This is a genomic window from Bacillus sp. FJAT-27445 (assembly GCF_001510665.1).
Classification (GTDB): Bacteria; Bacillota; Bacilli; order Bacillales; family Cytobacillaceae; genus Bacillus_D.
This window is the reverse complement of sequence record NZ_LMTI01000001.1, coordinates 397,380-418,391: the sequence shown is the minus strand read 5'-3', so window position 1 is coordinate 418,391 and position 21,012 is coordinate 397,380. Positions and strand designations below refer to the sequence as shown.

General features: G+C 43.5%; 26 protein-coding genes and 1 riboswitch. Of the genes, 12 read left to right on the top strand and 14 right to left on the bottom strand.

Going from position 1 to position 21,012, the window contains the following annotated elements:
- Positions 1 to 19 precede the first annotated feature (19 nt).
- Positions 20 to 241 (top strand): hypothetical protein, encoded by a 222-nt coding sequence (locus AR337_RS02050; protein WP_059170340.1) that lies wholly within the window; start codon positions 20 to 22, stop codon positions 239 to 241.
- Positions 242 to 373: 132 nt separating this feature from the next.
- Here AR337_RS02050 and AR337_RS02045 read toward each other — a convergent pair whose 3' ends face one another.
- Positions 374 to 682, bottom strand: a complete 309-nt coding sequence (locus tag AR337_RS02045; RefSeq protein ID WP_059170339.1) for a hypothetical protein — start codon at positions 680 to 682, stop codon at positions 374 to 376.
- A 296-nt stretch (positions 683 to 978) separates the two neighbouring features.
- Between AR337_RS02045 and AR337_RS02040 the strand changes: the two genes are divergently transcribed.
- The 3 genes from AR337_RS02040 (at position 979) to AR337_RS02030 (ending at position 3,667) form a co-directional block, all read left to right on the top strand.
- On the top strand, positions 979 to 2,028 hold the full coding sequence (locus AR337_RS02040) for a M42 family metallopeptidase (protein WP_059170338.1): 1,050 nt from the start codon (positions 979 to 981) through the stop codon (positions 2,026 to 2,028).
- Between the two features lie 61 nt (positions 2,029 to 2,089).
- Positions 2,090 to 3,364, top strand: a complete 1,275-nt coding sequence (locus AR337_RS02035; protein ID WP_059170337.1) for a dicarboxylate/amino acid:cation symporter — start codon at positions 2,090 to 2,092, stop codon at positions 3,362 to 3,364.
- A 102-nt stretch (positions 3,365 to 3,466) separates the two neighbouring features.
- Entirely contained in the window at positions 3,467 to 3,667 is a 201-nt protein-coding gene (locus tag AR337_RS02030) for a CsbD family protein (protein WP_059170336.1), read from the top strand.
- Between the two features lie 172 nt (positions 3,668 to 3,839).
- Here the strand turns inward: AR337_RS02030 and AR337_RS02025 are convergent, their stop codons facing one another.
- The 4 genes from AR337_RS02025 to AR337_RS02010 form a co-directional block, all read right to left on the bottom strand.
- Complete coding sequence (locus AR337_RS02025) at positions 3,840 to 4,193, bottom strand: DUF3147 family protein (protein WP_059170335.1); 354 nt, start codon at positions 4,191 to 4,193, stop codon at positions 3,840 to 3,842.
- Complete coding sequence (locus AR337_RS02020; RefSeq protein WP_059170334.1) at positions 4,190 to 4,582, bottom strand: MarR family winged helix-turn-helix transcriptional regulator; 393 nt, start codon at positions 4,580 to 4,582, stop codon at positions 4,190 to 4,192. The genes AR337_RS02025 and AR337_RS02020 overlap by 4 nt, the downstream gene beginning before the upstream one ends.
- A 276-nt stretch (positions 4,583 to 4,858) precedes the next feature.
- A complete protein-coding gene (locus AR337_RS02015; protein WP_059170333.1) occupies positions 4,859 to 5,350 on the bottom strand; it encodes a GNAT family N-acetyltransferase in 492 nt (163 codons plus the stop codon).
- Positions 5,351 to 5,490: 140 nt separating this feature from the next.
- Positions 5,491 to 5,991 carry a GNAT family N-acetyltransferase gene (locus AR337_RS02010; RefSeq protein WP_059170332.1) on the bottom strand — a complete coding sequence of 167 codons (501 nt, stop codon included), beginning with the start codon at positions 5,989 to 5,991 and terminating at the stop codon, positions 5,491 to 5,493.
- 120 nt (positions 5,992 to 6,111) lie between these two features.
- Here AR337_RS02010 and AR337_RS02005 point away from each other — a divergent pair, with 120 nt between their 5' ends.
- Together AR337_RS02005 and AR337_RS02000 are read left to right on the top strand one after the other, a co-directional pair.
- Positions 6,112 to 6,507, top strand: coding sequence for a DUF3888 domain-containing protein (locus AR337_RS02005; RefSeq protein WP_059170331.1), 396 nt, complete (start codon positions 6,112 to 6,114; stop codon positions 6,505 to 6,507).
- Between the two features lie 303 nt (positions 6,508 to 6,810).
- Positions 6,811 to 6,897: riboswitch (cyclic di-GMP riboswitch) on the top strand.
- Positions 6,898 to 6,957: 60 nt separating this feature from the next.
- Positions 6,958 to 7,338 carry a response regulator gene (locus AR337_RS02000; RefSeq protein ID WP_059170330.1) on the top strand — a complete coding sequence of 127 codons (381 nt, stop codon included), beginning with the start codon at positions 6,958 to 6,960 and terminating at the stop codon, positions 7,336 to 7,338.
- Between the two features lie 38 nt (positions 7,339 to 7,376).
- Here the strand turns inward: AR337_RS02000 and AR337_RS01995 are convergent, their stop codons facing one another.
- Both AR337_RS01995 and AR337_RS01990 read right to left on the bottom strand, forming a co-directional pair.
- Positions 7,377 to 7,946: a M15 family metallopeptidase gene (locus AR337_RS01995; protein WP_301335701.1), complete on the bottom strand. Its 570-nt coding sequence runs from the start codon at positions 7,944 to 7,946 to the stop codon at positions 7,377 to 7,379.
- A gap of 67 nt (positions 7,947 to 8,013) precedes the next feature.
- The gene (locus AR337_RS01990; protein WP_059170328.1) at positions 8,014 to 8,739 is read right to left on the bottom strand and encodes a GDSL-type esterase/lipase family protein; all 726 of its coding nucleotides are present in this window, start codon (positions 8,737 to 8,739) and stop codon (positions 8,014 to 8,016) included.
- Positions 8,740 to 9,021: 282 nt separating this feature from the next.
- Here AR337_RS01990 and AR337_RS01985 point away from each other — a divergent pair, with 282 nt between their 5' ends.
- Together AR337_RS01985 and AR337_RS01980 are read left to right on the top strand one after the other, a co-directional pair.
- The gene (locus tag AR337_RS01985) at positions 9,022 to 9,432 is read left to right on the top strand and encodes a hypothetical protein (protein WP_059170327.1); all 411 of its coding nucleotides are present in this window, start codon (positions 9,022 to 9,024) and stop codon (positions 9,430 to 9,432) included.
- Positions 9,433 to 9,667: 235 nt separating this feature from the next.
- Positions 9,668 to 9,943 carry a hypothetical protein gene (locus tag AR337_RS01980; RefSeq protein ID WP_156424276.1) on the top strand — a complete coding sequence of 92 codons (276 nt, stop codon included), beginning with the start codon at positions 9,668 to 9,670 and terminating at the stop codon, positions 9,941 to 9,943.
- 381 nt (positions 9,944 to 10,324) lie between these two features.
- Here the strand turns inward: AR337_RS01980 and AR337_RS01975 are convergent, their stop codons facing one another.
- A complete protein-coding gene (locus tag AR337_RS01975) occupies positions 10,325 to 10,876 on the bottom strand; it encodes a hypothetical protein (protein WP_156424275.1) in 552 nt (183 codons plus the stop codon).
- A gap of 225 nt (positions 10,877 to 11,101) precedes the next feature.
- On the opposite strand from AR337_RS01975, the gene AR337_RS01970 reads away from it, so the two are divergent.
- Together AR337_RS01970 and AR337_RS01965 are read left to right on the top strand one after the other, a co-directional pair.
- On the top strand, positions 11,102 to 12,328 hold the full coding sequence (locus AR337_RS01970) for an NAD(P)/FAD-dependent oxidoreductase (RefSeq protein ID WP_059170324.1): 1,227 nt from the start codon (positions 11,102 to 11,104) through the stop codon (positions 12,326 to 12,328).
- Between the two features lie 346 nt (positions 12,329 to 12,674).
- Complete coding sequence (locus AR337_RS01965; RefSeq protein WP_059170323.1) at positions 12,675 to 13,901, top strand: MFS transporter; 1,227 nt, start codon at positions 12,675 to 12,677, stop codon at positions 13,899 to 13,901.
- A gap of 57 nt (positions 13,902 to 13,958) precedes the next feature.
- On the opposite strand, the gene AR337_RS01960 is transcribed toward AR337_RS01965, so the two are convergent.
- The 6 genes from AR337_RS01960 to AR337_RS01935 all read right to left on the bottom strand — a co-directional run bounded on the left by AR337_RS01960 (position 13,959) and on the right by AR337_RS01935 (position 19,088).
- Positions 13,959 to 14,327 carry a VOC family protein gene (locus tag AR337_RS01960; protein WP_059170322.1) on the bottom strand — a complete coding sequence of 123 codons (369 nt, stop codon included), beginning with the start codon at positions 14,325 to 14,327 and terminating at the stop codon, positions 13,959 to 13,961.
- Positions 14,328 to 14,881: 554 nt separating this feature from the next.
- Complete coding sequence (locus tag AR337_RS01955) at positions 14,882 to 15,517, bottom strand: FMN-dependent NADH-azoreductase (protein ID WP_059170321.1); 636 nt, start codon at positions 15,515 to 15,517, stop codon at positions 14,882 to 14,884.
- Positions 15,518 to 15,622: 105 nt separating this feature from the next.
- The gene (locus AR337_RS01950; protein ID WP_059170320.1) at positions 15,623 to 16,603 is read right to left on the bottom strand and encodes an ABC transporter permease; all 981 of its coding nucleotides are present in this window, start codon (positions 16,601 to 16,603) and stop codon (positions 15,623 to 15,625) included.
- The gene (locus AR337_RS01945; protein WP_059170319.1) at positions 16,596 to 17,507 is read right to left on the bottom strand and encodes an ABC transporter ATP-binding protein; all 912 of its coding nucleotides are present in this window, start codon (positions 17,505 to 17,507) and stop codon (positions 16,596 to 16,598) included. Before AR337_RS01945 ends, AR337_RS01950 begins: the two co-directional genes overlap by 8 nt.
- Positions 17,507 to 18,298, bottom strand: coding sequence for an SGNH/GDSL hydrolase family protein (locus tag AR337_RS01940; protein WP_253701440.1), 792 nt, complete (start codon positions 18,296 to 18,298; stop codon positions 17,507 to 17,509). The genes AR337_RS01945 and AR337_RS01940 overlap by 1 nt, the downstream gene beginning before the upstream one ends.
- Before the next feature lie 151 nt (positions 18,299 to 18,449).
- A complete protein-coding gene (locus AR337_RS01935; RefSeq protein WP_059170318.1) occupies positions 18,450 to 19,088 on the bottom strand; it encodes a DedA family protein in 639 nt (212 codons plus the stop codon).
- A 345-nt stretch (positions 19,089 to 19,433) separates the two neighbouring features.
- Here AR337_RS01935 and AR337_RS01930 point away from each other — a divergent pair, with 345 nt between their 5' ends.
- Positions 19,434 to 20,012: a LemA family protein gene (locus AR337_RS01930; RefSeq protein WP_059170317.1), complete on the top strand. Its 579-nt coding sequence runs from the start codon at positions 19,434 to 19,436 to the stop codon at positions 20,010 to 20,012.
- Positions 20,012 to 20,764: a YgcG family protein gene (locus AR337_RS01925; RefSeq protein WP_059170316.1), complete on the top strand. Its 753-nt coding sequence runs from the start codon at positions 20,012 to 20,014 to the stop codon at positions 20,762 to 20,764. Before AR337_RS01930 ends, AR337_RS01925 begins: the two co-directional genes overlap by 1 nt.
- Positions 20,765 to 21,012 lie beyond the last annotated feature (248 nt).

Here is a 21,012-nt window from a genome sequence, read left to right as displayed (position 1 = left end):
ACATTAAGGATTGATAATAATGGATTGGTTGCGAGTAGTTTTTAGTTTAGCTTCTATAATTATATTACTGGGATTGATGATGCAAACTTTTAATTTTAAGAAAGAAGTAAAAGAGGCAATAAATGATGATAGAAGTTTATCCGATAACTTTGTTGATAAATGGGATAAAAAACTTTCAAAAGTGGCTTTTCTGAGCATTATCGCAACTGTTTTCGGCATAATAGCCATCGTTCTACGTTAATTGGGAAACCCATAAAAGGGGCTATCCAAGAAAATTAACCTTTCAAAGAAAAAGAAATGGCTGTCCGATTTCGTTCTGGACAGCCATTTTTTATATAAAAGTGTATTTATTAATTTTAAAATCCCGGTGGGCTTACCACTCCTTGAATTCTACTTTGCCACCGGTCAAATCAAGCGTGTTGCGCTCCCCCTTGTACAGGAGCTTGCCATCCTCTTCAACAATCAAGTTCTCAAAGGTGTATACTTTATGCCCATTCGGCAGGACGACAATGACCTTCTTGCCGTTGTATACTTCGGGCGCCTCAATTTTAATCTTGCTTTGCGCATACCTGCTGAAACCCAGCATCAGCCCCATGCAGATCAACAAGAAAGTAAACGTTAAAGCCAACTTGTATACGTTGATTCTTTTCGGCTTCATATGGCGCATTTCGTACCTAGTCACTGGTCTCCCTCCACATTCCTACTTTTAGGCTTCTTACTTGCCTCTTCACTTCTTTACTAAGTAATACCCAGCTCCGCTTAAATTTAATCAATATTGAAAAAATTTATCTACACGCACCCTACTATCCTATGCAATCATGCTGGCAGCCATGATAGATAATTGCAAAATGCTTGAAAATGTATGTACATTTGTCTCCTTGCTGGATGTATAATTGAAAAAGGTGTGAATTTATTAGGAAAGCCCGACTCTACGTTTCCGTTGGCGGAAACGAGCATATTTTTTGGAGGTGTTAGTGTATGGCAAATGATCGTGTTGATGAAATGATTGAAACGTTAAAAACCCTTGTTTCTATTCCAAGCCCTACCGGCAATACAGAAAAGGCCATTTCCTATGTGGAGGAATTTTTGGCTGGGCATCAGGTTTCTATGTATCGAAACCGGAAAGGCGGATTGATTGCTACCCTTCCTGGAAAAGATACATCCAAACACAGGATGCTGACCGCCCATCTCGATACACTTGGAGCGATGGTGAAGGAGATTAAGCCAAGCGGCAGGCTGAAAATCGACCTGATTGGCGGCTTCAAGTTCAACTCGATTGAAGGGGAATATTGCACAATTGAAACAAGCTCTGGCAAGTCCTATACGGGTACAATCCTGATGCATCAAACATCGGTCCATGTGTACAAAGATGCCGGCAAAGCGGAGCGGAACCAGGACAACATGGAAATCCGGATTGATGAAAAAGTACATAGTGCCGAAGAAGTTAGAGCTCTTGGGATTGAAGTAGGCGATTTTGTTTCGTTTGATCCGCGTGTACAAGTAACCCCTTCCGGATACATAAAATCACGGCACCTTGATGATAAGGCGAGCGTGGCAATTTTATTGGAGCTTATTAAAAGAATTAAAACCGAAGGGATTGAACTTCCCTACACAACCCATTTCCTGTTTTCGAATAATGAAGAAATAGGCTATGGCGGCAATTCGAATATTACTCCTGAAACTGTAGAGTACCTTGCAGTCGACATGGGCGCGATGGGTGACGGCCAGTCTACCGATGAATACACGGTTTCCATTTGCGTCAAAGATGCGAGCGGCCCATATCATTATGGTTTGCGCAAAAAGCTTGCAAGCCTGGCCAAAGAGAAAGGAATTCCGTACAAACTTGATATTTACCCTTATTACGGCTCCGATGCGTCGGCCGCTATCCGTTCAGGTCATGACATTGTCCACGGCCTAGTTGGACCGGGAATCGATTCATCCCATGCATTTGAAAGGACGCACAGACAGTCTCTTGGCCATACAGCAGCGCTTCTGTTTGAATACATTCAATCGGAAATGGTGTTATAAATTTTCCTGGCATCTGCGCGCACCTAGTTGAAACAGTTTTTTTTGAAAGAAGGTATAGTGCATGGCTTCAATTTTTAAAAGCTACAAATCATCAATTATTCTTCTGGCAGCCCTCGTCATTGGCGGTGCTGCTGGATTGATTTTCGGAACCAACGCTGCGGTTGTAAAGCCGCTCGGGGATTTGTTCTTGAATCTAATGTTTACCATTATCGTCCCGCTCGTCTTTTTCAGCATTGCATCCGCTATCGCGAATATGAGCGGCATGAAGCGGCTCGGCAAAATCATGGGCAGCATTTTTCTAGTTTTCTTCATTACAGCTGCCATTTCCGCGGTTGTAGCATTCATTGGGACGACTATTGTGAATCCTCTTGAAAACACAGACATTTCTTCCGTGAAGGCATTAATGGAAAATATGGACGGACAGAAGCATGCTGAAAAACCATCTCTTGCGGCACAGCTTGTCGCTACTGTTTCCGTGCCTGATTTCGCGAACCTGTTTTCAAGAAGCAATATGCTCCAACTAATTGTGTTCTCGGTCATTTTTGGGCTAGCGACAGCAATGGCCGGCGATAAGGGCAAGCCAATTGCTTCCTTCCTGGCTTCCGGGTCGGAAGTAATGATGAAAATGGTCAAAATCGTTATGTATTACGCTCCGATTGGACTTGGTGCCTATTTCGCATCCGTCATCGGCGAGCTTGGCCCGCAAATACTTGAAGGCTATTTTAGGACCTTCCTATTGTACCTGGGACTTTCCGTTCTTTATTACTTCGGGTTCTTTACCCTATACGCGTTCATTGCCGGTGGCAGGGCCGGGGTCAAAGTGTTTTGGAAAAATGTCATTGCCCCTTCCGTCACCGCGATTGCCACATGTTCAAGCGCAGCGTGCATTCCGGTTAACCTCGAATCGGTCAGAAAGATGGGAGTTCCAAAGGATATTGCCGAGACGATCATCCCTCTTGGCGCGAATACTCATAAGGATGGCTCTGTGTTTGGCGGCGTTTTAAAAATCGTATTCCTATTCGGCCTTTTTGGAAAAGATGTAACAAGCATGTCCAGCATAGCCAGCATCCTAGCAGTTTCGTTTCTTGTCGGCGCGGTTATGGGAGCAATCCCTGGCGGCGGAATGATTGGTGAAATGCTGATTATTAGCGTATTTGGCTTCCCTCCGGAGGTGCTTCCAATTATCGCCGTGATCTCAACCATCATTGATGCGCCGGCAACTTTGCTTAACTCTACCGGTAACACAGTTTGCGGTATGTTAGTTTCTAGATTGGTAGAGGGCAAGAATTGGCTCCAGTCTTCAATTAAAGCAAAAACAAATCATTTCGCCTCCTAACATGCTTATCTACGATCACCTTCTCTGGCAATCGAACTGTTTTAAAGGCTCCTGTTGGGGGTAAAGAAAGAGTAGACTCATTTCAACAAGGAGGGTTCAACTATGAATAAAGATGAATCGAAAGGTGAATGGGATCAGCTCAAAGGAGAAGCGAAACGGACTGCCGGTAAGATAACCGACAATGAATCACTTGAAGCGGAAGGCAATTTAGACAAAGGCAAAGGCGAGGTCAAGGAGAAATACGGCCGCGCCAAGGACAAGCTTGCAAGCGAGTTTAATACAATGATAGATAAAACAAGGTAATAAATTCAGCCGCCCTGACATAGGGGCGGCTGTTTTAATGGAAAAACTCTTTATTTTAAAAAGCCATATTAAATAATATTGTTGATAAATGCCCATAAAATAAGGATCCCTAATTAAGCCCTTTTTTTAAAATCCTTATTGAAGATAAACGCCCGGTAGTGAAATAAGAAAACTATTGTAAATTTCTAGGAGTGAATATATCAAAAATTATTTTTTGAATCCCTAAACATAGCCCCCATGAAATAACTCCAACTAAAAGTGCAACAATAAAAGGAAAGGAATTTTTCAACATTATATATACTGCTAGTAACATAACAATTGTTGCTGGTAACCCGATAATCACACCTATTGTAAAAGTTTGAATTTGGTTAACTGTCTCTCCTTGAACAGTTAACCAAAAAATACTAAGCAGACTTATTAACGGTAGTGCAGCTATAATTCCTCCGTATAAAGGGAATCTTCTGGCTAACTCCGTCACAAATGCTATGATTAGAGCTGACGTAAAGAGTTTAATCCACACCATCATTTTGCAGCCTCACTCAATAGGCGAAAAGCTTGTAAGACTATAATCTTTTCCTTATCACTTAACTTATTCAAAGCTGCTTGTAATTTTAATTCGTCTAATTCTGTGTTTTGTCTTACTACTTCTAATCCTTCTGCTGTTAACTTCAAAAAAACTTTACGTTGATCCTCTTCAGTACGTTGCTTAATGATCCATCCATTGTTCGCGAGCTTCTTTACATGCTCTGATGCTGTATTATGGGAGACTTTTAATGCTTCTGACAAGAAACGTACGGTCACCGTTTCTTCTTTCTGAACGATTTGTAGTATTCGTATACTTTGATGCGGGATTGTCAGTTCATGCGTTGGATGTAGATAATAGTATATATCTGTGAAGTAATTATTAAGTTCCATATTACACCTCTTTTATATCGCTATTACAGATTATATCGTAATTAACGATATAAAAGCGAGTCTATTGAAATTTTTCTATTACATGAACTACGATGGTGAAGATATAGACTTCTTATTCAACCTCCGTTTGTTGAAGAAGAAGTTAACTAAACACACCATTTATTGAACACTATTTTAAAACAAATTCAAAAAACCTCGCCAAGTTTATACCGACGAGATGCACTGAACTCGGTTAGCGTAATAAGGAATTCCACAAAAAAAGATGCCCAATCCTTCCTAGGGTTCAAGCCTCAAAATAAATTCTTCAACATCCTTGCCTCTGGCGTTGGAAAAACCCTTATCTTCAGAGATGATTTTAAACCCGCATTTTTCCAATACCCTGATGGAGGCGAGATTATCTTTAGCTGCACGAGCATAGAGCGGGCGTACCTTAATATACTTCAGGAATTCTAACAACGCTTTAGTTGCAATACCTTGACCCCAATATTCCTTCCCAATCCAATAACTTACTTCGGGTTCGCCGAACTGTTCAAAGTTCGAGATGTGTCCAGTGACAATGCCATTGAATAATATGGTCTTATTTGTGATGGTTTTATCAGCGGTAATTTTTGTCCAATGGCCAAAAAATGCGTCCTTATCAGTGGGGTCTTTAGTTGTAAATGCAGCCATATAGTTCGCCGTTGAATCAAGTTGTTGTTCGAAAAAGATAGGAAGATCTTCCTCTGTGATATCTCGTAGCTTCACTTCGCTTTTGCTAATGGATTCCATATTATTCACACGCTCCCTAACATATTTTTGGATATAAATTCTTCCAAGTTTAGATAAACTCCTTCTTCCACTACTTCACTACATTTAACCTGCGCCTTTTGTTCAATAAGGAATTCAACTCACCTGTTGAGTGAGAAAGATTATAATAACTTAGACATAAAATACTCGTTATAAAATTCATCATCAATCATCAAGGACTTTCTTTTTATTCCTTCTATCTCAAATCCTCTTTTCTTGTATAAAGCTATTCCTGCTTCATTTTGAGTAACAACTGTAAGTTCTAATCTTGATATTTTAGAGTTTATTGCCCATTCTTCTAACCGTTGAAATAAACTTGTTCCTATACCACGCCCTCTGTACTCTTCTAAAATACCAATAACAAGATATGCTGAGTGCATTGTTTTCCTTACGCTACCGCCCATGGCTATCAAATAGCCAACCAACTTTCCCTTTTCTTGTTCTGCAACAAATATTGTTGAATTACTTTGTTTTTTGATGTGTTCTAATTGTTTACGTTGTTGCTCAGGAGTGGTTTTTCTTTCTTCTGCTTCCATAAGCATAAACTTAGACTCAGATTCAACTTGCTTAATTAGACATATAAAATTTTCAGCATCCACGGGTTGTATCTCTCTAATTAACATTCGAAATCCCCCAATTCCATTGTGATTATCCAAAATTATACACTATATTTGTTGAACTCCCCGTTAATAATAATTTCTTTAATTGTTAATTATAAGAGAAACCTTAGATGGAGGATTTTTATGAGAAAAAGCCTTTTCATATTTATTGCCTGCTTAACCCTTTTCTCTTATTCACCCGTTAAAGGTGAAACCGCAACTAAAAATGATCTACAATTGCGTGATGACGTGATTTTCATTATGCTTTATCCCTCAATTCAACAGGAATTGAAGAAGCAATATGGCGAAATTAAACAAAATATGTGCGGTAAAATAACCCAAATTAAGCAGTTGCCAATAGGCAGTTACTTATTTAATGTCACCGTGCAGGTAACAACATTTGAAGGTGCCCATAGTCCCCCAAATGATTTGGTAACGATCACTTTTAGTAATGAAAAAACCATAGAGTGGAAGGCTATTGATTTCAAAAGAAGAAGGTTAAAGCTAAATGAAATAACTCAATGCAGACATCCTTATTAAAAAGGGTGCTTTTTCTTTGAGAATAATCTTCCGCACACTTTTCAACTTGCATCGGAGTTGAACAAGGCATATAAAACTGGGAATGTATCATAAGCAGCTATCAACAATCATCCTACTCAACACATTCCTTAAATAACTTTTTGTGGTGAAAACCCTATTTCCCAATTACGCTAAGATTTTTCCAAAATCCCTTTTCCACCTTCTAAAATTAGGACTATATCTCCCTTTATTCGAATGCATGTTCGTTATTCGTGTGAAATCGTGACTAAAGTCCCATGTTATTACTAGTGAGTAATGCTACTATTTGGGAAAGGGCAAATTTTACGAAAGTAAAAGACGCAAAGCCACGGGCCTAAAACAAGCAATTGTCATGGCAGCCGGGTTGCAGTACGCTAATAATCCCTAAACCTTTCCTGATTTGCCTTTTAATATGGCTAAGGGGTTTTTGCAATGAAATCAATTCTAGTAGCAGACCGCTCAATTTTTATCAGAAGCGTACTTAAAAAGAAGCTTTACAAAACTGACTACAGAGTCATTGGCGAGGCGGACGACGGAAAGCAGGCTATTCTAAAATACAGGGCCAGCCATCCAGATGTCGTCATACTTGAATTTTTACTGCCTCAGTTGAACGGCTTTGAAACACTTCAGGAAATTATCCGCATCAATCCGGAAGCAAATGTCATTATGATGTCTACTTTCAGCGATGAATGCCTGGCTAGCCAATCCAGGGATATGGGGGCGAAAGGATTCATTCTTAAACCCGATTTTGACGGATTGCTCCCTACTTTAGACGGATTGCTAGCATCTCTTTCCATCATGAGCCACACATAAGAAAAACGGCAGTATTGTGCGATTGCACTGCCGTTTTTTCATCGATTCGGTATTTCGGTTCCTGAAGCCATAGCAGCCGGAGGCCTCTTTCCCCTCTGCAGGTCGCTGACCGAAAGGCCGAATGTTATTTGCAAATGAGGATAATCCTTGAAATTTTCCCAATCCCCTCCCCATTCGAACCCCAGTTCCTTTGCCATTGAGGCAACTTCATCCCAATCCGGACGGGCATTTCCGTTCATATCATGATCCATATCCCATATAAGGCTTCCGTCATGACCGAGTAATGCAAAATCGACTGCAAGGCCATAATTGTGATAAGATTCCCCGCCTCGCGCATAGGTTACGATTTGGCCATTGTCTGTCCGCCCTTTTGCATAATGGCGGTTTTGTTCCTCAATGGTACGGAAACCTTCTATTAGTTGAATCGTTATTCCCTTTTTCGCAGCCAATGCGACAAGTTCGTCCGCATTCTCCCTTACTAGGGGATGCAGACCAGTTGGCATTGGGGCATCTATCCGGTATTCGTAACCGGGATAACCCAAAGCGCGCCATGCAAGAAAAAGGACTGCCACAACAGACGCGGCAGCCGCAAACCGTTTAATTTTCATCATTCTCTCCAGTATGTGCATATCACTTTTATAACCTTATTGTATCCCTATTCTCCATTAAATCCAGTCATTTATGATGTTTTCCAGGATATTCTTCTAGAATTCGCTTTTCCAAATGTGTATATCCTTTTTTATTCAAATGAATCGAATCGCTGAAATATTGTTGCTTATCTTTTCCTTTAAACAGGTCATTCGTTGGAACATATTTTACTCCCCTGACCTGTTTTACAAGCCTGATCGTCGATGCATTCCATTCATCAAACAATGGCTCTATTCTTTGTCCCCCTTCAGGATAAGGGTTATAGAGGCCGAGGACAAGGATGGGAGCATCTTTATTCGTTTCCCTTAAAATCGCCAAAATCTTTTCCAAATTTTGAAGGTAATCTTCCTTTGCTTCAGCGATTCTTTCAGGGTGGATTTTTTTAAGGTTGCCGCCATTGCCGTTAATAAGATCGTTAGTTCCAATAAACAAAATAAAGGTATCGGCATTCTTTAGCCTTGCAGCCGTGGCTGGTTTAGCGAGTTCCAACAGCACTCCGCCCGATTCCCTATTCCTTACACCATAGTTTTCAATTGTAAAATTTTTGCCCGGATACTTTTCATTCAACTCATTTTGCAGCTTTCCGACATATCCTTGTTCCTCCCTGTCCCCCTGCCCATAGGTAAGAGAATCGCCAAATGCCATAATGACCGTCTTGTCCTTCATTGCGCTTCCATTCCCGGAATAAACTATATAGGAAAGCGCGCATACTACTAGCAGGATTAACCCAATAATCAAGCCGTATTTTCTCATTAAAAAACTCCCCCTGCCTTAAGTACATATCTTGTTTAATACCCAATAAATCAGCAAGTTTACACAGGGATACCTTGGAAAAAACTCGATTCGATAAAATTATTTTAATTTTCAGTCTTTTATATTTACCTACCTCAAAAAATAAGGTATGATGAATGAAAGACTTAACACGGATAACTGAATTTGTTCTTTCCCACCATTGGATGCGGCTGCCTGATGACCCCTTAGGCGGCCTTTTGTGTATTCTGCTATCCTAATCAAGCCGGAAGGATGTGACAAAAAATGAAGTACCATTTGGCTGCTGCATTGTTTTTCTGGTCCGTAGGCCTTCTCCAGTCCCCCTTACAGGAAGAGTGGAAGGTTTCTTCAATCATTGCAGGCTTAGTCGCATTTTTCTTATTCATTAAAGAAGTAATGGAAAGCAGCCGTAGCCGCTTTCTCATGCTAGCGACAGAAGCGGAACAAAAACGCCTGGAAGAATTATCTTCATTTAAAGGAAGATGTGTCGGTAAAAAAGAAGGGCCTCCCCTTTTTCAAGCTGATTTTGAGTATATCGTTTTTTCAAACGGTGAATACGATATCCCTTTGTTTTGCAGGAATGGAGACATTGCAAAAAGAGCGATACAGTCTCAACAGGAGATAAAGGTGTATTATCAGGATTATATTCTCGTTGCAATTGAGAATGTTGACTAGGAAAGCAAACCTCTATTTTCGGAGTTGAAAGTAAATTCTTCCGTCAGGTAACAAACACATTACGATTTATTACGGTTTATTAAGTTTTATTACGGATTCCGTTAATCCCGTTTTTAGGTACGAGGGACTGTTAAACTATAAATAGGACCTAAAAATGCTCCTGCCTACGGTGAATTATTTTCCAATCGGTATGCCAAAGGAATTATGGAAAGTCATAATAAAGGGGCTGGAAAAAATGGAACTAGCAAAACTTCGCTATTTGGCCGAGGAACTGAAAGAGGTTCCTTATGTCCAATCCGAGGTCACACACGTTTTCACCCTCGATAATAAAGAATTGGTAACGTTGAGGTATTCTAAAGAGCGGGCATTATTTCACGTTACTAACATTGATGGGAAAATTGCATTCGACTATGAACGAGCCGATCAAGCTGCGGAAGCAGTCAAAAAAGCATTGGAATCCTATTCGGATAAATCTCCGCTAAAGGATGGTATAAAAGAAAACGCATTATAAAAAAACCGAAAAACTCCGTGTTTTTCGGTTTTGTCTTTCTAAATAAGGGAAACAGTAACGATATGGGAAAACCGCTGTCAACGGATTTAATTCGGCTCGCTTTAGCCCGGGCCTAAATGAATAGGAGGAATTGCTATAAAACCGTTATATTCAATCCGCACCGGCAATCGACACAGCGTCCAAGGGTATTCCACTGGCATCGGCTTTTCGTCGTTTGATTTCTCCAGATTTCCGAGTAAAGTAGTTTGTGAACCTTCAAGTGGCGGATATGAAAGGGACAGCTATTCCTATAAACAGGTTGCCGGCATTCCATATAAGTATCCGATGCAGCAACTTTAGTTTTCCGGATAATTAATTGAGGGCGCACTTTAGCGCCCTCCGTCACGTTTCCATCCTCATTTTTAATACCTCATTATGCTGCCTGAAAAAATCGAGTAATTCGTTCATAGACAAGGCAGCCTGCTGAGAATTATCCTTTTCAATCGCAATCCTCAGGTTTAAGGATAGCGCATTCCCCTTCATTTTACGGCTCATACCGTTCCGCATCTTTTCATAAGCTTTTTTCCGATATTCTTCCCTTGTTATCTTCCCGTCTTCAAGCTGCTTTTTAAGCTCAATCATTTCCCGGTGCCTTTCATGCCGCTCCTTTTTAAAAGCTTCACGTTTCGCCGCCATTTCCGGGCTTAGCCAGCGTTTTTTCAGTTGATTCCTTTCTGCCAGGACAGCCTTCCATTCCCCAACCTTGTCTGGCGTATACTTTTCCGCCCATTTCATATACTCTTCATCGGATATGAGAAACATCTTATGGGCATGCGTTTTCGAGTGCTCGCACGAAATGCACCCTTTTTCCATTGCACTTGCATGAATAACGGAAAAAGATAACGCAAACAAGAGCAGAAAACCTATACCTCTCACAAGTAAACGAACATTCATCCTTTCATCTCCCTTCAAAATAAACTACCGCCTCTTACTATCTCCAGAATGGTGCAAAATATGATTGGAAAATTTTTTTAAAAAAAGGCTTGTCGAATTCTTGAAAATAGATTAATCTATAAATATAGAAATCATGTGAAATTATTCACAATTAAATCTCTCTTTTTTTTTTCAATCATTATGTGAATATATTCACATATAATATTCGTTAGGAGTGGAATTGAGATGCGTAAGCCACATATCGTCATTCTTGGCGCCGGCTATGGCGGCCTGATCACCAATAAGAGACTGGAAAAACTGCTGCGTTCCGGAGAAGCCTCCGTTACGTTAATTAATAAACATTCCTATCATTACATCACTACACAGCTTCATAAGGTTGGAGCAGGCACCGCATCCGACCGCAAAATCGCCCTATCCATTCCTGAACTTATCAACAATTCGAAAACTCGCTTCATGATCGACACTGTTTCCGATGTGGACACCGAGTCGAAAACCGTTGCCCTTGAGTCCGGTGAGGAAGTTTCCTATGACTACTTGGTGATTGCCCTTGGATTTGAAGTCGCTACATTCGGGATACCTGGGATTAAAGATCATGCTTTTGAAATCCGAAGTTTTCGCAGTTCGAAAGCGATCTACCAACAGATTACTAGGCAATTATCTCTTTATAAGGAAGACAAGGATCCTTCAAGACTGACATTTGCCGTCGCGGGCGGCGGCTTTACCGGGATTGAAATGCTCGGGGAGCTTGCCGAAGGACTGCCAAAGCTTTGTGAAGAATATGGCGTGCCATTTGAAAATGTGAAGATTATTGGAATTGAGGCCGCGGACTCCCTTATTCCTTTCTTCGGGGAAGATCTGATTTCCTATACGTCCCATTTAATGGAGACGTACAACATCGATATTTATACATCTACGAAAATTAATTCCTGTACAGAAAAAGCCATCCGCCTGGAAAATGGCCTTGAAATTCCGTGCTGGACACTTATCTGGTCTTGCGGCGTCAGGGCAAACTCTTTGCTTGAGAAATTTGGGTTGCCGCTTGTGAAAGGAAAAGTGCCAGTTGAAAAAACGCTTCAAGTAAAAGGAATGGAAAATATTTTCTGTATCGGGGATTGCGCTTTGTTCATGAAAGACGAAAAATCCGCACTGCCGCCTACCGCCCAGGTAGCAATGCAGGAAGCGGAGGTTTGCGGAAAAAACATTGCCTCACTGATTCGGGGAACCAAGCTTAAAGAATTTGAATACCATCATAAAGGATCCGTCGCGTCAATCGGCGACCGCGCAGCCGTAGGCAAAGTTGGCAGTTTCACACTGTCCGGCAGGTTTGCGGCAATGATGAAACGCGTGATTGAAAACCGCTATCTTTTCGTACTGGGCGGGCTGTCTCTCGTAATAAAGCAAACTCTTTTCCTAAAGAGGGATCCGCTGAACGTTTCTGTAAAACAACACTAGTTAGCATCGGAACGATGGAATCCCCCATTCCTGACTTCCTGTTATATATTCAGCATATTGATGCTTGCTCCGGTGCTTCCTTCCCATTTTCCCTTAAGCACTGGAACCCTATCCCCTTACCCTTCCTTTTACGAGGAAGGGTTATTCTTGTTAGGTAAAACTTCTCCGCCATCCTTCCGCAATCCCTATTGGCACAAATTTGTCAAAAAAATTAAGGCTATTTGCATACGTTCTCAACGCAGAACGCATGTATATATAACTGTTTTTTGCCGCCTGTATTGATTTCCCCAAAGCAGCATTATACAATCCATTTCGTGACATAAAAACGGAATGGAGACTACATTTCTTGAACAATCAAAAAACTGAAAAACTCAGCCTTTATCATGGGCTTGCTTCTACCATATCTACAACTGCCGTCAACGGATATATTCCTTTATTTGCGCTTAGTGTCCTGGGTGCGAGTAACGAGCAAATGGGATTGATTACATCCCTTCCCTCGATTGTAGCAATGCTCGCATTGATTCCTGGCGCGTATTGGCTGAACCGTGCCAAAAGCAAAAAGAATTTTGCGGTCTATACCACTTTTGCCACAAGGCTGATGTTCCTGCTAATCCTGTTTATCCCATTCCTTGATGCACCCTATGCTCCATGGGTTCTGGTCTTTTTAATCGCTGCGTTAAATTTTCCTGGCGCCCTGTCCGGCCTATCTTGGCAAACCTTGATTGGCGGACTTGTTCCCGAGGATCGGCGCGGCGAATTCTTTAGCACACGTAACCAATGGACAACCGTTGCGGCAATGGTTGTCACATTCCTGACGGGAATTTTCCTTCAGCAATTCAGCAAAACGGATGCGTTTCCTTACCAGATACTGCTCGCGGCAGGCTTTCTTTTCGCCCTGTTAGAGGTTTATTATCTGTATATGCATAGCGACGTAAAGGAAGCCGAAAACCTGAAGGCTGCCTCTGTATCGAAACGGAAGTTTTCCTTTGAAGTATTTAAATACAAGCCTTTTCTTGCATTCATTGTCTGTGCGGTCCTTTTTAATATCGGCGCACAAATGGCCTGGTCCCTCTTTAGCATTTATCATATTCGGGAAGCAAATGCCACCGCTTTATGGTTCAGTTTTTTCGCGGTAACGAATCAGATCGCCCAAATTATCAGTGTGAAGTGGTGGGCTAAGGCTGCTGATAGGCGCGGGAACACAATGGTCCTGTTTGCAGCCGCCGCCGGAATGGCGACAGCGCCTATCCTCACGATGCTGTCAACAAACCTTTTCTATTTGACCGCTCTCAACTTCTGGATTGGCCTGTTCGTTTCCGGAACGAACCTTCTATTGTTCAATCAGTTGCTAAAGGCGACACCCGAAGCAAATCGGTCCACATACCTGGCCAACTATCAATTTATATTGTCCATTATCGGTTTTATCGCACCACAATTCGGCGTCTACCTGCTAGGGCAAGTGGGCATGTTCTCTGCGATGACAATCGCTTCCCTTGTCCGCCTGCTCGCAGGATGCTCCTTCCTGCTCGTAGCGCTTAAGTTTGAGCGGAAGCCGTCCGCTAGAGTTGTCTAATAACGAACAAAACCGCATTTTCCCACTTGGGAATGCGGTTTTTGTGTCTTTTTCGGTTTACTTCCATTCTAGAAACTCGAGTCGGTTGCCAAAAGGATCGAAGGTATAGAACCGGTTGGCACCTGGAAGATTGTCGTCTTCGATGACTTCGACTCCATTTTTTTGGAGATGGGCCTTTAACCCTTCGATATTCTCTACTTCAAAAGCCGGATGCGCTTTTTTCGCTGGAATGAACGGTTCCTCAACCCCGATATGTATCTGGATGCTTCCACTCCGGAACCACGCTCCGCCTCTTTTTTTCAAGGCAGGAGGTTTCTCAACTTCGGTAAACCCCAATACATCCGTATAAAAAGCGCATGCTTTTGCTTCACAACCCCTAGGAGCGGCAACCTGAACATGGTCAAGCCGTTTAAACTTGAATGCCATTTATTCATTCCCCCACGCTTCTTTTTTCCAGCATAACCCAAAAAAGGTGATAAGGAAATTACAATTCTATTATTTAGCCTGATAAAGAAATCTTATCATGGCAATGTTATTTTGCTTGGTATCGAACTCTGGACGGATTTCAAAAAGACGGCCGATTAATAGTCGCGTACACCCAACTAGGATGTATCAGGGTAGTGCCTGAATTTGTCCAAATTGTTACAGTTTTCGATATAAGCCTTGAATCTTTCGATATCCACTCAAAATCTTTCGATATAATTGAAATTCTTTCGATATGACCATGAAAATTTTCGATATACACCCAAATCTCCCGTAAAAAGCTCATTAGGACGTTTTACGATGGGCTGAATAGGGTCGAAATTGGAGTCAATCTGCTATCATTCGCCGAAAAAGAGTAATTTCCGCCAAATACAGCCTCCTATTCGCCAAACCCGATTCCCATTCCGCCAACTTAGCGATTCACTCGGCCAAACAAAAAACCGTTCCCCAAGAAAAAGGCACGGACTCATTTAAGCCCGTACCTCGTGCCTTGCCGTTTAAAAGTTTTTTGCCAGTTCCTTCGCTCTCTGGATAGCTTCTTCCTTGATTTCCTGCGCCCGGTCGGGGAATTGGTTTTGCCCTTCAACAAACAAGCCTTCGAAGGACGGGATGCCAAAAAACTGCATGATGATGCCGATATACCGGTGGCCCATCTCCATAGCCGCAGCCGGTCCTTCCGAATAAACGCCTCCGCGCGCCTGAATATGGAGCGCTTTTTTATCAGTCAAAAGCCCGACAGGACCCTTTTCGGTGTACTTGAACGTTTTTCCTGCTGTACAGATCGAATCAATATATGCCTTCATGACCGGCGGGAAGGAAAAATTCCAGAGCGGTGTTACAAATACATACTTATCCGCCGCTACAAATTGGTCAGTCAATTCCCCGAGCCGCCTTACTTTCCGCTTTTCTTCTTCGGACAGGTCATCAAAGGAAGATCCCGAACGAAGCTTGCCCCAGCCGCTGAATACATCCACATCGATCTGTGGTATATCCTCTTTGTATAAATCAAGGTAGATTATCTCATCATTAGGATTTGACTCCCGGTATGCCTCAATGAATTCTTTTCCAACCGCCATGCTGTATGAGACTGTATCATCATGGGGGTGTGCAGTAATGTATAAAACCTGTGCCATAAAAAAACCTGCCTTTCTGAATGGACGTGACCCCATTATTTTCCCTGATTTCCAGGCAGGTATTCATGGAAAAAGGAGGAATTGGCTGGTTTTATAAAAATGCATTTAATATACGTCTTTGTTCATGAAAACATAAAACGAAATGAACAAGCCGGCTGCCCACCATGCTAAAAGGACTGCCAATGAGAAAGACAGTGTCATTCCTTCAATAGGTGGTGCGGTTCCGTTCATATAATCAGTCAGCCTGAGGTTGACCATGAAAAAATACTTCGCTGATTCCCAGGAAGAGACCATATTGCTTAAAATCGCTCCAGATATAAGCGCCGCAAGCATGATTCCCATTCCGGCCGCTGTGCTTCTGATCAATACGGACAGCATGAATGACAACGTGCCAACAACAATTGCCACGAACCAGACGAGCCCGAATTCCATCAGTAAATATTGCCCCTGGCTAACAAGCTTAACTCCTGATGTATCTAAATTGCTCCCGGAGGCCGAGAAACCCGTCAGAACGGGGGCACCCCAGCCTTTGTAGCCAAACACCAGCCCTGAAATCAAATAGGAGAGCACCCCCATGATTGCAACAATTGCCGAAACTGCCAGGCAGAGCGTAATGAATTTGCTTAAAAGGACCCTCCAGCGTTTGATCGGCCTCGTCAGTAGAAGCTTGATTGTCCCCTGGCTATGTTCCGAGGAAACGAGGTCGCTGGCAATAACCATGACCATCAGTGGCAGAAACAGGTCGATCGAATTTTCGATAAACATCCGCATAAAAGTGGGTGCGCCGGGTTCAGATGGATTGATGTTATGGTCAAGGTAATATTGCTGCTGCTGAAGGCTAATTTGCAGCTGTTTTTTCCAATCCTCGCTTATCCTGCTGGATGAAAGCCTGTTCTGGGTATCAATGATTTGCTGCTGAAGGATTGTTTTCCAGTCGGACGTACCCATCCGCTCGCGCTGGGTTTCAACCTGCCGGAGCTGTGCGTATGTAAATAAGGCGACAAGGACCGCGATAATTGCCGCAATGACCAGGAGCCTCTTTTTTGCCAAAAGCTTAAGCATTTCGTTATGAACGAGTTTAGTCAATCGTGTCACCCCCGGTCAGCTCCAGGAAAAGATCTTCAAGAACTGGCAGCTTCCTGTTCATTTCCGAAACCGAAATCCCCGCTTCGACAAGCTTCCTGTTCCATTCGGCTGCTTTATCGGGGCTATATTCGGTCAGGAGAGTTCCATCCTCCGCCACTTCAATCTCGGTTAATTCTCCGAGGACTTTTTTACCCTCTTCAAAGGGCTCCAGCCTCCAGGCGATCCTTTCCCTGTTGCCAAGCAGGATGGAGACAGAGTCCGTCTTAATGACTAGCCCTTTTGAGATAATGGCCACCCTGTCGCACAAGAGCTGAATTTCACTAAGCAAATGGCTGGACACAAGGACGCTCAGCCCTTCCTTTTCAGCAAGAAAGCGGATAAACTCCCTCATTTCCCTAATTCCAGCAGGATCAAGGCCGTTCGTGGGCTCGTCCAAAATAAGTACACTAGGGTTGCCTAGAAGCGCCTGCGCAATACCAAGCCGCTGCCTCATCCCAAGGGAGTACGTTTTCACCTTATCGTAAATCCGCTCGGATAGGCCGACCAATTCCGTTACTTCCTTAATCCGGCTATCCGTAATCCCCTCGAGCATCCTTGCAAAATGGGCCAGGTTGTCCCAGCCGGATAAGTATGGATAGAGTTCAGGATTTTCCACTATGCAACCGAGCTGGCGCATCGCTTTTGGAAAATCCTTTTTCAGGTCGTAACCACAAACCGAGATACTGCCGGAGGACGGTTTAATTAGGCCGACCAGCATCCTGATCGTGGTCGTTTTTCCTGCCCCGTTCGGTCCGAGGAATCCGAATACCTCTCCTTTATGAAGTTCAAAGGAAATTCCTTTGATAATCTCTTTTTTGCCAATCTTCTTTTTTAAATCTTTCACTTCAAGCGTAACGGAAGACATTAGTTTTTCTCCTCCCATGCTACCAATGATGCAACCCGGTCCGCGATGAGTTTGTAGCCTTTCGTATTCGGGTGGAATTTATCCGTATACAAATATTCGTTGACGTTCAATTCAAACAAATCAAATGTCGGCACATAGACAACTTTATCAAACGTAGCTGCCAGTTCGGCGGCAGCAAAATTCCATTGCCTGATGACAGCCGATATTTCCTTGCCCTCACCCAATTCGATAAACGGATTGTAAAGGCCTATCAAATATACAGTCGCATCCTTGTTGGCCGCCCTGATTTCCGAAAGTATTCCTTTAACGTTCGTAAGGAACTGCTTTTCGATTTCCTCCGGCTTTTGCTTGTCAAAGTCAACAAGGCCCTGACCGCCTCTGAATAAATCATTGCCTCCGATTGTGATTAAGACAATATCGGCTGACCCAAGCTGTCGTTTCACCTCTGCCTGCGTTACCTGCTGTGCAAGCTGATTGGACCTTTGCCCATTTATCCCGAGGTTAACAAGCTTCACATCTTCTTCTGACCGTTTCTTTAAGCTGTCGACGAGATAGCCGACGTACCCTCTTCCCGCCGCATCGCCTGTTCCCCGGGTCAAGGAATCTCCCAAAGCGACGATTTTCAAATCTTCATCCTTGCCGGCATGGATGGGTGCAGGCAGCTCCTTTGCCCTTGGTTCCGATGGCTTGCCCGCATAATAATCACTTACCGCCCAAACCAGCCCTCCAAGCCAAAGCAGCAGGAAAAATGCGGACACTCCCATCCATATTCCAACCGTCCTTTTTCCCAAAAAAACCAACCCTTTCAAAAGCTTCCTATTCTTCAATTTAAACATACACAGGACGCAATTCAAATCCTGACTACCCTTTTTCCATAATAAAAAGGCACCCGCTCAATACGGATGCCTTGTCTTATTTTTACAAAAACGGAGAAGCCTCATTTTATCGAAGTAGCTTGGCAATCTTCCTCCTGAGCCTCCATCCGAAATCGGAAACCCGAGTGCTCGTCTTTCCCGCTAAATAAACCGTGAGGAACAAAATGAGAAGTACGATGCTGGTAGTGTAAAGAAAGCTCTTCACTTCTTCATGGTACAGCATCCAGCCAGGCCCAATCATTTTACCGATAATAATGAAAGGAGCCACCCAAATTAGGGCACCAAGAGCTGAGCAAATTGCATACGTTCTCGCCGGAAATTTTGTTATACCGGCAAAGAAGCCGATTGCATGCCGTGCCCCAGGGACAAAAAAGATGATAATTAACAGCTTATTTCCATATTTCAAAAACCACTCCGACAATTTGTCCAGGGTTTTCTGTTTTAGAAAAAAATAATGGCCGTATTTTTGAAAAAAACCCAACCCGAGTTTTTTGCCAATCCAATAGTTGGCCATCATTCCCACAAAAGTCCCAGCCCCAGCGGCAAGCACGCAAGTAAACCAGTCCAAATCACCCTCAAAGGATAAATAACCGGAATACCCCATTATCGCTTCCAGCGGGAGTGGCAATATGATCATTCCTGTCGCCATCGACAAAAAGAGAAACCAATATCCGTATTCGTTCATAAATGCCATTACATGCTGCATCGGGCACTTCCTCCCCCGGACTCCTGTTATGATGCTTTCATGATGAGAGTCTATCCCCAACATTCCCCAATTCAACTATAGTGTTTACAAGCCGTTCTGGCAATAACCAATTTTTTTCAGGTAGTTAGCTTGTTACTTACCTTGTACATCTTATGCAATTGGGATGTTTATAATCTAGGTTGTACGGCGCTTTTGAAAAAATTAACACTAATATGAAACTTAACAGCCTGGTATCCCGTATAATTGAACATCAGGAACGAAGCAGTACGATTTGCTGCCGGGTTTAAAACCTACAGGCCTGAGGGAAGATACACGTATAGATTAAATAGGTAAGGAGTGTCGTAAATGGGAAGAGGCTTTAAGGGGTCATGGCTCGTCATACTTGGAATCATCGTCGTACTTGGCATTATGCTCATGTCCAGCTACAACGGCTTTGTAAACGCCGAAGAAAACGTCGACCAGTCCTATGCGCAAATTGAAAACCAGCTGCAGCGAAGGCTGGATTTGATACCAAACTTAGTTAACACTGTCAAAGGCTATGCAGCACATGAAAAGGAAACGATCAAAGCGATTTCCGATGCCCGCGCCCGGTTGGCCGGAGCAAGGTCACCTGAGGAAGAAGCGACTGCCAATGCGGAATTGTCAGGTGCGCTAAGCCGTTTGCTCGTCGTCGTTGAAAATTATCCAAACCTGAAGGCGGATACGCAATTCACTCAGTTGATGGATGAGCTTGCAGGGACAGAAAACCGCATCGCTGTCGCCCGCAAGGACTACAACGATGAAGTAGCAATTTTTAATAAAAAGGTTAAGAGGTTCCCGGGTGCAATTGTCGCCGGAATTACCGGCTTTGACGAAAAGGAATATTTCCGCGCGGACCCACGCTCCCAGGAAGCGCCTGAAGTTGATTTCGGGGGCAATGGATAATGAGAGTAACTAGGACCTCAGCCCTTCTTGCGCTGTTCGTCCTGTTTCTACTTGGCGGCAACGCGGGGGCCTTTGCTGCCGAAGCGAAAATCCCCACTCCACGGGGGGATATTTACGTCCAGGACTTTGCCGATGTCCTGCTCCCTGCCGAAGAATCACAGCTAATCGGCTGGGGGAGGCAAATTGAAGACCAAACCGGCGGCGCCCAGGTTGCCGTCCTGACGGTGGAATCCCTCGGCGGCCGGGATATCGAAGGCTATGCGAACGAGGCTTTCAGGAAATTTAAGCTTGGCAACGCCGAAAAAAATAACGGGGTTCTTCTCGTCCTCGCCATGAAGGAAAAAAGAATCTGGATCGAAGTCGGATATGGACTCGAAGGAACCATTCCCGACGGTAAAGCCGGCCGGATCCTCGATACGCATGCGATACCTAATCTTCAGGCCGGCAAGCCAAACCAGGCCGTCATCAAGACCTATCAGGCAATCGGAAATGAGGTTATCGGTGAAGGCGATGCGAATGGCCAGCCCGCTGGAGAAAAGGCTGCTGAGAAATCCGGCGGCCTTCCGGAATGGCTGATCATCGTGCTCGTTGTCGGGTTCATCATTATTGATATGACCTTCTTTAGAGGCACATTTACCTTCCTGCTCCTGTCCATGATTGGACGTGGAGGCGGTGGTGGTGGCGGCGGTGGTGGTCCCCGCGGCGGTGGTGGCGGCTCTTCTGGCGGCGGCGGCGCAGGCAGAGGCTGGTAATAACAAAAATACGAAAGCGCCTTCGTGACAGGCAAAAAACGCCTGTCCCTGCGATGATTATTCTGAGGAGCTTTCCTTAGTGGTCAGCCCCGACTAGATTAAGACGGAGCCCGCAGGACGGGCCTGCCCTCCGGAGGGAACCGGCTTAAGACCTCGAGCTGTAACAAATCATCACTTTATCAAGCCTTGATTTGTTACAAGATACTCGAAGATGCTTTTCAGGATGAAAACTGGCTAGGCGGTGGAGC

Bases quoted from the DNA above. Each gene is read 5' to 3' on its own strand.
- AR337_RS02010 (WP_059170332.1), bottom strand. From the start codon at position 5,991: ATGTTAATTAGAGAGATACAACCCGTGGATGCTGAAAATTTTATATGT.
- AR337_RS02050 (WP_059170340.1), top strand. From the start codon at position 20: ATGGATTGGTTGCGAGTAGTTTTTAGTTTAGCTTCTATAATTATATTA.
- AR337_RS01970 (WP_059170324.1), top strand. From the start codon at position 11,102: ATGCGTAAGCCACATATCGTCATTCTTGGCGCCGGCTATGGCGGCCTG.
- AR337_RS01985 (WP_059170327.1), top strand. From the start codon at position 9,022: ATGAAGTACCATTTGGCTGCTGCATTGTTTTTCTGGTCCGTAGGCCTT.
- AR337_RS02035 (WP_059170337.1), top strand. From the start codon at position 2,090: ATGGCTTCAATTTTTAAAAGCTACAAATCATCAATTATTCTTCTGGCA.
- AR337_RS02020 (WP_059170334.1), bottom strand. From the start codon at position 4,582: ATGGAACTTAATAATTACTTCACAGATATATACTATTATCTACATCCA.
- AR337_RS01925 (WP_059170316.1), top strand. From the start codon at position 20,012: ATGAGAGTAACTAGGACCTCAGCCCTTCTTGCGCTGTTCGTCCTGTTT.
- AR337_RS02040 (WP_059170338.1), top strand. From the start codon at position 979: ATGGCAAATGATCGTGTTGATGAAATGATTGAAACGTTAAAAACCCTT.
- AR337_RS01980 (WP_156424276.1), top strand. From the start codon at position 9,668: ATGGAACTAGCAAAACTTCGCTATTTGGCCGAGGAACTGAAAGAGGTT.
- AR337_RS02030 (WP_059170336.1), top strand. From the start codon at position 3,467: ATGAATAAAGATGAATCGAAAGGTGAATGGGATCAGCTCAAAGGAGAA.
- AR337_RS02025 (WP_059170335.1), bottom strand. From the start codon at position 4,193: ATGATGGTGTGGATTAAACTCTTTACGTCAGCTCTAATCATAGCATTT.
- AR337_RS01955 (WP_059170321.1), bottom strand. From the start codon at position 15,517: ATGGCACAGGTTTTATACATTACTGCACACCCCCATGATGATACAGTC.
- AR337_RS01990 (WP_059170328.1), bottom strand. From the start codon at position 8,739: ATGAGAAAATACGGCTTGATTATTGGGTTAATCCTGCTAGTAGTATGC.
- AR337_RS01935 (WP_059170318.1), bottom strand. From the start codon at position 19,088: ATGCAGCATGTAATGGCATTTATGAACGAATACGGATATTGGTTTCTC.
- AR337_RS02005 (WP_059170331.1), top strand. From the start codon at position 6,112: ATGAGAAAAAGCCTTTTCATATTTATTGCCTGCTTAACCCTTTTCTCT.
- AR337_RS02015 (WP_059170333.1), bottom strand. From the start codon at position 5,350: ATGGAATCCATTAGCAAAAGCGAAGTGAAGCTACGAGATATCACAGAG.
- AR337_RS02000 (WP_059170330.1), top strand. From the start codon at position 6,958: ATGAAATCAATTCTAGTAGCAGACCGCTCAATTTTTATCAGAAGCGTA.
- AR337_RS01945 (WP_059170319.1), bottom strand. From the start codon at position 17,507: ATGTCTTCCGTTACGCTTGAAGTGAAAGATTTAAAAAAGAAGATTGGC.
- AR337_RS01930 (WP_059170317.1), top strand. From the start codon at position 19,434: ATGGGAAGAGGCTTTAAGGGGTCATGGCTCGTCATACTTGGAATCATC.
- AR337_RS01960 (WP_059170322.1), bottom strand. From the start codon at position 14,327: ATGGCATTCAAGTTTAAACGGCTTGACCATGTTCAGGTTGCCGCTCCT.
- AR337_RS01975 (WP_156424275.1), bottom strand. From the start codon at position 10,876: ATGAATGTTCGTTTACTTGTGAGAGGTATAGGTTTTCTGCTCTTGTTT.
- AR337_RS01995 (WP_301335701.1), bottom strand. From the start codon at position 7,946: ATGAAAATTAAACGGTTTGCGGCTGCCGCGTCTGTTGTGGCAGTCCTT.